Annotated in this window: 9 protein-coding genes and 1 pseudogene; 9 read left to right on the top strand and 1 reads right to left on the bottom strand. The window is 68.2% G+C overall.

Features of this window, described 5'->3' with window-relative positions; all coding sequences use genetic code 11:
- The 8 genes from P1J78_RS23165 to P1J78_RS23200 form a co-directional block, all read left to right on the top strand.
- Nucleotides 1-863: branched-chain amino acid ABC transporter permease (locus P1J78_RS23165; protein WP_309568148.1), on the top strand; the 863-nt coding region annotated here is incomplete at its 5' end.
- A complete protein-coding gene (locus P1J78_RS23170; protein WP_275569756.1) occupies nucleotides 860-1,885 on the top strand; it encodes a branched-chain amino acid ABC transporter permease in 1,026 nt (341 codons plus the stop codon). The genes P1J78_RS23165 and P1J78_RS23170, both read left to right, overlap by 4 nt.
- Nucleotides 1,885-2,814, top strand: a complete 930-nt coding sequence (gene kce / locus P1J78_RS23175) for a 3,5-dioxohexanoate:acetyl-CoA acetone transferase (RefSeq protein ID WP_275569757.1) — start codon at nucleotides 1,885-1,887, stop codon at nucleotides 2,812-2,814. The genes P1J78_RS23170 and kce overlap by 1 nt, the downstream gene beginning before the upstream one ends.
- Nucleotides 2,815-2,850: 36 nt before the next feature.
- A complete protein-coding gene (locus tag P1J78_RS23180) occupies nucleotides 2,851-3,645 on the top strand; it encodes a glutathione S-transferase family protein (protein WP_275569758.1) in 795 nt (264 codons plus the stop codon).
- Between the two features lie 68 nt (nucleotides 3,646-3,713).
- The gene (locus P1J78_RS23185) at nucleotides 3,714-4,709 is read left to right on the top strand and encodes a TRAP transporter substrate-binding protein (protein ID WP_275569759.1); all 996 of its coding nucleotides are present in this window, start codon (nucleotides 3,714-3,716) and stop codon (nucleotides 4,707-4,709) included.
- A 54-nt stretch (nucleotides 4,710-4,763) separates the two neighbouring features.
- Nucleotides 4,764-5,279: a TRAP transporter small permease gene (locus P1J78_RS23190; protein WP_275569760.1), complete on the top strand. Its 516-nt coding sequence runs from the start codon at nucleotides 4,764-4,766 to the stop codon at nucleotides 5,277-5,279.
- A complete protein-coding gene (locus P1J78_RS23195) occupies nucleotides 5,276-6,574 on the top strand; it encodes a TRAP transporter large permease (protein ID WP_275569761.1) in 1,299 nt (432 codons plus the stop codon). Before P1J78_RS23190 ends, P1J78_RS23195 begins: the two co-directional genes overlap by 4 nt.
- Nucleotides 6,575-6,695: 121 nt before the next feature.
- On the top strand, nucleotides 6,696-7,661 hold the full coding sequence (locus P1J78_RS23200) for an amidohydrolase family protein (protein ID WP_275569762.1): 966 nt from the start codon (nucleotides 6,696-6,698) through the stop codon (nucleotides 7,659-7,661).
- Between the two features lie 7 nt (nucleotides 7,662-7,668).
- On the opposite strand, the gene P1J78_RS23205 is transcribed toward P1J78_RS23200, so the two are convergent.
- The gene (locus P1J78_RS23205; protein ID WP_275569763.1) at nucleotides 7,669-8,424 is read right to left on the bottom strand and encodes an IclR family transcriptional regulator; all 756 of its coding nucleotides are present in this window, start codon (nucleotides 8,422-8,424) and stop codon (nucleotides 7,669-7,671) included.
- 221 nt (nucleotides 8,425-8,645) lie between these two features.
- Here P1J78_RS23205 and P1J78_RS23210 point away from each other — a divergent pair.
- Nucleotides 8,646-8,746, top strand: a pseudogene (locus tag P1J78_RS23210) (IS6 family transposase); the annotation flags it as partial.

Consider the following 8,746-nt stretch of genomic DNA (forward strand, 5'->3'; position numbering starts at 1 on the left):
TGGAGTGGGTGAACGCCGTCGTGCAGGGGACGTTGCTGGGCGGGCTCTACGCGCTGTTCGCGGCGGGGCTGTCGCTGATCTTCGGCGTCATGCGGCTGGTGAACATCGCGCATGGCGACCTGATCGTGCTGGCGGCGTTCCTGGGGCTGACGGTGGCGACGGCGCTGGGGCTCTATCCGCTGGTGGCGCTTCTGGTGGTGGTGCCGGCGATGGCGGGGATCGGCTATGTCCTGCAGCGCGGCATCCTGAACTGGACGCTGGGCGACGACATCCTGCCGCCCTTGCTGGTGACCTTCGGGCTGTCGGTCATCATCCAGAACGCGCTTTTGGAGGTCTACAGCGCCGATCCGCAGAAGCTGAACGCCGGCGCGCTGGAGGTGGCGAGCGTCGAGGTCGGCGGGCTGGCGCTAGGCCTGCTGCCGCTTTTGATGTTCGCGACCGCGGTGGCGGTGATCGCCTTGCTGCAGATGGTGTTCTACCGCACGCCGCTGGGCCGGGCGTTCCGCGCGGTCAGCGACAACCAGGACATCGCGCAGCTGATGGGGCTGAACCGGCGGCACGTGTTCGGGCTGGCGATGGCGCTGTCGCTGGCGGTCACGGCGGTGGCGGGGATCTTCCTTGGCATTCGCACGAGTTTCGACCCGGCGACGGGGCCCGCGCGGCTGATCTTCGGCTTCGAGGCGGTCATCATCGGCGGGCTGGGCAACCTGTGGGGGACATTGGCCGGGGGCGTGATCCTGGGCGTGGCGCAGGCCGTCGGCGCGCAGATCAACCCGGGCTGGCAGCTTCTGGCGGGCCATATCGCGTTCCTGGTCATCCTTGCCGTGCGGCCGCGCGGCCTGTTCCCGAGGGTCGAGGGATGAGGGCGAGCGAGACCTTCCGCGTCTATCGCGCGACCCGCGCCAGCCGAGTGGCCGCGGTGCTGGGCCTCGTGGCGCTGATCGCGCTGGTGCTTGCGCCGTACTGGGCCGGGCGCGCTGAGCTGCGCCTTCTGGGCGAGGTGTTCTTGTACCTGTCGCTGGCCACGCTGTGGAACCTGCTGGCCGGCTACGCGGGGCTCGTGTCCGTCGGGCAGCAGGCCTATGTCGGGCTTGGCGGCTACGTGTTCTTCGCGCTGACGATCTTCGGGGGCTTGCATCCCTTCGTGGCGCTGCCGCTGACTGTGATCGCGGGCGCCATCGTCTCGATGCCGGTGGCCGCCCTGATCTTCCGCCTGCGCGGGGCCTATTTCGCCATCGGCACATGGGTGATCGCCGAGGTGTTCCGGCTGGGCTTCGCGCAGGTCGGCGCGCTGGGCGGCGGGTCGGGCACGTCGCTGCCGGTGCAGGTGGTGCGCTCGCTGGCCGACGGGCGGTCGGCGCGCGAGGCGGTGACCTACTGGATGACGCTGGGCGTCGCGGTGCTGGTCATCGCCTTCGCCTACCTGTTCCTGCGCGCCCGCCGGGGGCTGGCGCTGACCGCGATCCGCGACAACGAGCTGGCGGCCGCGTCGCTGGGGATCGACATCTGGCGGACGAAGTTCGTGGTCTATGTCGTGGTCGGCGCGCTGACCACATTCGTGGGCGCGCTGATCTTCCTGACGAAGCTGCGCATCTCGCCCGAGGCGGCGTTCAGCGTGAACGACTGGACGGCCTTCGTGATCTTCATCGTGGTGATCGGCGGCATCGGCAGCCTGGAGGGGCCGATCATCGGCACCGTCCTGTTCTTCCTGTTGCGCGAGACGCTGGCGGATCTGGGCGCGATCTACCTGATCGTGCTGGGCGCGGTGGCGATCGTCATCATGCTGGTGGCCCCGCGCGGGCTGTGGGGGCTGGTGCGCGAGCGCACGGGACTGACGCTTTTCCCGCTCGGATACCGGGTGGACCGCAAGAAAGGAGGCCAATGATGGCGAAGCAGAAAACGGTCATCACCTGCGCGGTGACGGGCGCGATCCATACGCCGACGATGTCGGACGCGCTGCCCTATACCTATGACGACATCGCGACCCAGGCGATCGCGGCAGCGGAGGCGGGGGCGTCTATCCTGCATCTGCACGCGCGCGACAACGAGACCGGGCGGCCCTCGGTCGATCCGGAGGATTTTCGGCCCTTTCTGGGACGGATCAAGCAGGCCAGCGACGCGGTGGTCAACATCTCGACCGGCGGGTCGCTGACCCTGTCGATCCAGGACCGGCTCAAGCCGGCGGCGACGTTCTCGGCCGAGATGTGCTCGATGAACATGGGCTCGATGAATTTCAGCTTTCATCCGCTGGCGAAGCGCTTCGACGAGTGGAAGTTCGACTGGGAGAAGGACTACGTCGAGGGCTCGGACGGCAACATCTTTCGCAACACCTTCCGCGACATCCGCGAGGCGGCGGAGACGCTGGCGCCGCACGACATGAAGTTCGAGCACGAGTGCTACGACGTGGGCCACCTCTACAACCTGAAATTCTGCATGGATAGCGGGCTGTTCAAGGCGCCGGTCTTCATCCAGTTCGTGATGGGCATTCTGGGCGGGATCGGCGCGGATATCGAGAACCTCGTGTTCATGAAGAAGACCGCCGACAAGCTGTTCGGCGACAGCTATCGCTGGTCGGTGCTGGCCGCGGGGGCGGCGCAGATCCCGATGGCCTCGGCGGCGAGTTCGATGGGCGGCAACGTGCGCGTGGGGCTGGAGGATTCGCTGTTCATCTCGCGCGGGACGCTGGCGGAGTCGAACGCGCAGCAGGTGGCGAAGGTCCGGCGCGTGGTCGAAGAGCTGGGCGCCGACGTGGCCTCGCCCGACGAGGCGCGCGAGATCCTGGGGCTGAAGGGCGGCGACCGGGTGAATTTCTGAACCCGCGGCACGGGGTGCGCGCGGGGGGAGGGGGCGATGAAACTCTATCACGGCATAAGCAGCGTCTGTTCGATCAAGGTCCGCCTGGGGCTGGCCGAGATCGGGCTGGGATATGACGAGGAGGTCCTGGACCTGCCGTCGGGCGATCAGCACGATCCGGCATACCTGAAGCTCAACCCCGACGGGGTCGTGCCGACGCTGGTGGACGCGGGGCTGGTGGTGACGGAGTCCAGCCTGATCCTGGAATACCTCGACCGGGAGTACAACGACAGCCGGCTGATGCCCCGGGGGCGCGCGGCGGAGGTGGCGGCGCGGCACTGGCTGTTGCGCTGTCTGGCGATCCACGCGGCGATCAACACGCTGACCTTTTCGACGGCGGGGCGCGACAACGCGCTGGCCAGCCAGACGGCCGAGCAGATCGAGGCGAGGCTGGCAAAGATGCCCGATCCCTGGATGCGGATGAAACGCAGGGACCTGTTCGAGCACGGGCTGGAGTCGGGCTATGTCGGGCAGGCGCTGATGCATCTGTCGCGGATGCTGGGCGACATGCAGGCGGCGCTGGACCGGGGCGACTGGGTGAGCGGGCCGGATTTCGGGATCGTGGACATCGCGCTTCTGTCCTACGTCGACCGGCTGGAGCGGCTGGGCTTCGAGGGGCTGTGGGCCGGGGCGCCGCGGGTCGGCGACTGGCTGGCGGCGATGCAGGCGCGGCCGAGCTACGCGGCCGAGGTCGGCGGGCGGATCGAACCGAAGGCGGCCGAGGGCATGCGGGCGGCCGGGGCGGCGCATTGGCCGGCGCTGGAGAGGCGTTGGCGGGCGATGAATCGTTGATTCCGCGGAATAACTGTATAACAATACGCTCGTACCGCATGATGGGCGGTGGAATGGGAGGATACGGAATGAAACTCATGCACTACGCGGCCGCGGCCGCGCTTGCTGTCGGGGCGCAGGCGGCGCCCGTGCTGGCCGAAACGCTGAAGGTCTCGACCTTCGTGCCGCCGAAGCACGCCTTCAACCGAATGCTGGAATCTTGGGGCGAGGAACTGTCGGAGAAGACGGACGGCGCGCTGACCGTCGAGATCTTCCCGGCCGGCCAACTGGGGCCGCCGCCGCGGCAGTTCGACCTGGTCCGTTCGGGCGCGGCGGACATCGCCGTGGTGCTGCACGGCGCGACGCCGGGGCGGTTCGCGATGTCGGAGCTGGCGGGGATGCCGCAGACCGCGCCCGCGGCGGGGAATGCCAGCGCGATCTCGTCGCGCAGGCTGACGGAGCTGGCGCCGGACTACCTGGCCGAGGAGCACGAAGGCACGAAGATCCTGTGGATGGCGGTCACGCCGCCCCTGAAGATCCACGGTGCGGGCGACGTGCCCGAGACGCTGGAGGACCTGGAGGGGCTGCGCATCCGCTATGCCGGGACCATCTGGCAGCAGATCGTCGAGACGCTGGGCGCCTCGCCCGTGCCGGTGCCGCCGGCGCAGACCGCGGACGCGCTGGGCAAGGGCGTGGTCGACGGCGCCACCTTCCCGTTCGAGGCGACGCTGGCCTTCGACCTGGCGCCGGTCACCGACTGGTCGATCACGCCGGGGCTCAGCTCGGCCACCTTTTCGGTGGTGATGTCGGACGCGGCCTATGAGCGGCTGTCGGACGAGCACAAGGCGCTGATCGACGAGACCACCGGCCCCGACCGCGCCGAAGCCTTCGGCGAGATGTGGGACGCCGGCGAGGAGCACGGGCTCGAATACATGAAGGAGGGCGGCGTGACGATCGTGGAGCTGTCGGAGGATCAGCTTGCCACGCTGGAGGAGATGCTGGCGCCGATCATCGAGAACAAGGTCTCGGAGATGGAGGCCGCGGGCCAGCCGGCGCAGGCCTTCCTCGACGCCTACACCCAGTAAGACCCGCGCCGCCCCGGCCGCGTGGCCGGGGCGGCCGCAACCGGAAGGCCCGCCATGAAGACAGACGCCGGGCGCCAGCCGCTGCTGGCCCGTATCCTGCACATGATCGCCTCGCTGGCGCTGGTCGTGATGATGCTCGTCGTCGTGACCGACGTCGTGCTGCGGGTGTTCTTCAACACGCCGGTCAAGGGCGCCTACGACGTGGTCGAGATCGCGCTTCTGGTGATGGTGTTCTTCGGCATCGGCCCGGTCGTGGCGCGGGGCGGCGAGATCCTGATCGACCTGATCGACGGGCTGGTCTCGGCGGCGGTGCTGCGCGCCTTGCGGCTGGTCTCGGCCGTCGGCACGCTGGCGGTGTTCCTGTTCCTCGGCTGGTCGATGGTCGGGCCGGCGCGGGACGCCTATCGCTACGGCGACATCTCGCTGGAGCTGTTCCTGCCGGTCTGGTGGCTGTGGGTCGTGGCCTTTGTCGGTCTGGCGGGCATCCTGGCCTGCACGCTCATCGCGCTTGTCGGCGCTCTTCGCGGATCGCGGGACGACCCGCACGACTATGACGAGGGGGCGCTGTGAGTTCCTTCGCGCTCGGCCTCGCCGGCATCGGCGTGATGTTCGTGCTGCTGTTCCTGCGACAGCCGGTCTGGCTGGCGCTTGCCGCCTGCGGGATCCTGGGCAACATCCTGTTGAACAACGTCGCCATGGCGCAGTTCGTCGCCGGCACCAACGCCTTCGACATCGCCAGCGAATACGGGCTGACGGTCATCCCGCTCTTCGTGCTGATGGGCGAGGTGGCGTCGGGCTCGCGGATGTCGGCAGAGCTGTTCAACGCGGCGCGGGTGGCGATGTCGGGGCTGCGGGGCGGGCTGTCCATCGCCTCGATCGCGGCCTCCGGCGCCTTCGGGGCGATCTGCGGCTCGTCCGTGGCCACGGCCGCCTCGATGACGCGCATCGCGCTGCCGGAGATGCGGCGCGCGGGCTACGACGAGGGCTATTCGGCCTCCTCCATCGCCGCGGGCGGGTCGCTGGGCATTCTCATTCCGCCCTCGATCATTCTCGTCATCTACGGCTCCATCGCCGAGGCGTCGGTGGCGCGGCTGTTCGCCGCCTCGATGATCCCCGGCATCGTGCTCCTGGTGCTTTACATGATCGTGTCGATGATCCTGGCGCGCGCCGCGGGGCGGGCGCCGACGGATCGGGTGGCGAGCCTCGGCGCGCGGCTGCGGGCGCTGATGGGTCCGTGGCAGTTCGTGTTGCTGTTCGTCCTGACCATCGGCGGCATCTATGCCGGCATCTTCAGCCCGAACGAGGCGGCCTCGGTCGGGGCCTTCGGGGCCATCGTGCTGGGGGTTCTCAAGCGCTCGCTGAGCCTGCAGGGGCTGGTCCAGGCGGTGCAGGCCTCGGTGCTGATCTCCTGCGGGCTGTTCATGATCGTGATCGGGGCGACGATCTTTGCCAATTTCGTGGTGCAGACACGGCTGCCCGACACGCTTCTGGACCTGGCGCAGGGGGCCGAGCTGTCGCCGGTGCTGGTGATGCTGCTGATCATCGTGCTCTACATCGTGATGGGCTGTTTCCTGGAAGGCATCGGCATGGTGCTGATCACCGTGCCGGTATTCCTGCCGGTCATCGAGGGCTACGGGTTCGACCCGATCTGGTTCGGGGTCTTGGTGGCGGTGCTGGTGGAACTGGGGCTGATCACGCCGCCGGTGGGGATGAACCTGTTCATCATCAAGGCGCAGGCGCCGGGGCTGGCGATGGGGCAGCTCTATCGTTCGATCACGCCGTTCCTGTTCGCGCCCATCGTGCTGGTGGCGCTGCTCTTCGCCGTGCCGGGGCTGGCGCTGTGGTTGCCGGGGGTGCTGTTTTGAGCCGTTTCGGATCGCTGACGCGATCCGATCCGGGCGAGGGGCGCTGCCCCTCGCGCTCCCCGGCGTATTTGGAACGAGAAGAAACAGGGGCGCGGTGCATCGTGCCCGGGGGAGCGAGTGAATGAGCCAGACACCGAAGATCGCGCTTGAAGAGCATTTCATGGCGCCGGAGTTCATCGAGTATTTCAACCTGACGGCGGTGAACATCTCGCCCCAGCTGTTCGGCAAGGCGCTGGACGCGCTGCAGGATTTCGGCGAGCGGCGGCTGGCGGCGATGGACGGCATCGGGGTGGAGAAGGCGGTGCTGTCGCTGTCGGGGCCGGGCGTGCAGGCGGAGCCGGTGACCGAGACGGCGGTGCGGCTGGCGGCGCGGGCCAACGACTTTCTCGCCGAGCAGATGCAGGCGCGGCCCGACCGTTACGGCGGGTTCGCGCATCTGGCCGTTCAGGACCCGGCGGCGGCGGCGGACGAGCTGGAGCGCTGTGTGCGCGAGCTTGGCATGCAGGGCGCCATGATCAACGGGCAGACCAACGGGGCCTATCTGGACGACGACCGGTTTTCCGTGCTGTGGGAGCGGGCGGCGGATCTGGGGGCGCCGATCTACATCCATCCCTACAACCCGCCGGACGTGCCCTACATGTATCACGGGCATCCCGAGCTTTACGGTCCGGTCTGGTCCTGGACGGTGGAGACCGGCAACCACGCGCTGCGGCTGGTGTTCGGCGGCGTGTTCGACCGGTATCCGGGCGCGAAGCTGATCCTGGGGCATATGGGCGAGACGCTGCCCTACCAGCTGTGGCGGTTCGACAGCCGGTGGGAGATTTCGCGGCGCGGCGAGAGGCGGCTGGAGCTGAAGCCGTCGGACTATTTCAAGCGCAACGTCTGGTGCACGACGGCCGGGGTCTGTTCCGACGCGCCGCTGCGCTGTGCGCTGGATGCGATGGGCGCCGGCCGGGTGATGTTCTCGGTCGACTACCCGTTCGAGCGCGCCTCGGAGGCGGGCGCCTGGATCGAGGCGGCGCCGCTGTCGGAGGACGAGCGGCGGAAGGTGTGTCACGACAACGCGGCGGCGCTTCTGGGACTGTAGCGACGCTTCAGCGCATCATCCGCCGCACCCGGTCCAGGGTGTCGCGCAAGGCGGTTTCGACCAGCGCCTTCTTGTCGGGAAAGCGGCTGGAGGGAATCGGGACGGAGATGGCGTGGAGTTCGCCGGTATCGTCGTGAAAGCCGCCGCCTATGGCCGAGATGCCGTCGGTGTGCTCGTCGATGTCGTAGGACAGGCCGGTCGCCCGCACCTGTTCCAGCACGCGGGCCAGATCGTCCCAGTTGCCCGATGGACCGCGTCTGGCCCATTCCTTCTCGGCCAGCATGCGGGCCTTGTCTTCGGGAATCATGGACAGCGCGGCGCGGCCGTTGGCCGTCGTGGTCAGCGGGAAGATGTCGCCCACGGCGGAGACGGTGCGCAGGCGGTGCGTGCCGGGCACCTGGTCGAGGAAGATCATGCCGGTGCCGCGCAGAACCGACAGGTCTACCGTTTCGTCGACGCGCTGGCTGAGGTCCGAGAGGGACTGCCGGCAGGCGTCGACGACGCTGTAGCGCGTGGCCTCGGAGAGCGCCGTGATTTCGGGGCCCAGGCGGATACCGCCGCCCGAGCCCGTCGCGATGACCAGGCGTTCTTCCTGCAGGGCGCCGACGATACGCTGCACGGTGGAACGGGGCAGCTCGACGCGCTCGGCGATTTGCCCGAGGCTCATGCCGGTCGAGTTCTGGCGCAGAACGCGAAGGATCGCGGCGGCGCGGGCGATGACCTGGATGCCGTTGCGGGCCGCGGCGGGTTCCGTCTCGATCACGGGGTCTTCCTTTTCTGTACCTGATGAAGAATAGGCATGAGGGGACGTCAATTGCAATTCAATCTGCCCACCATGCAGTGCATTCGCACCTGATCGCAGTGCGAATGCGCATCCGATCTGAGCAGTGGGTCGAAGTAACCCAGGGCAAATCCGTGTATTGAACGTTCACCTGGGTGGTGTCAAAGGAACTCGACTTGAGGCGGGGCAGGGGCGTTGGCAGCGTCCGCTTCCCGCTTTCGCTGCGGAATGTCGAAGACCTGCTGCACGAACGTGGGATCGACGTGAGCCACGAAGCGGTCCGGTTCTGGTGGCACCGGTTCGG

The sequence above is a fragment of the Psychromarinibacter sediminicola genome (genome assembly GCF_029168335.1).
In the GTDB taxonomy this organism is placed as follows: Bacteria; Pseudomonadota; Alphaproteobacteria; order Rhodobacterales; family Rhodobacteraceae; genus Psychromarinibacter; species Psychromarinibacter sediminicola.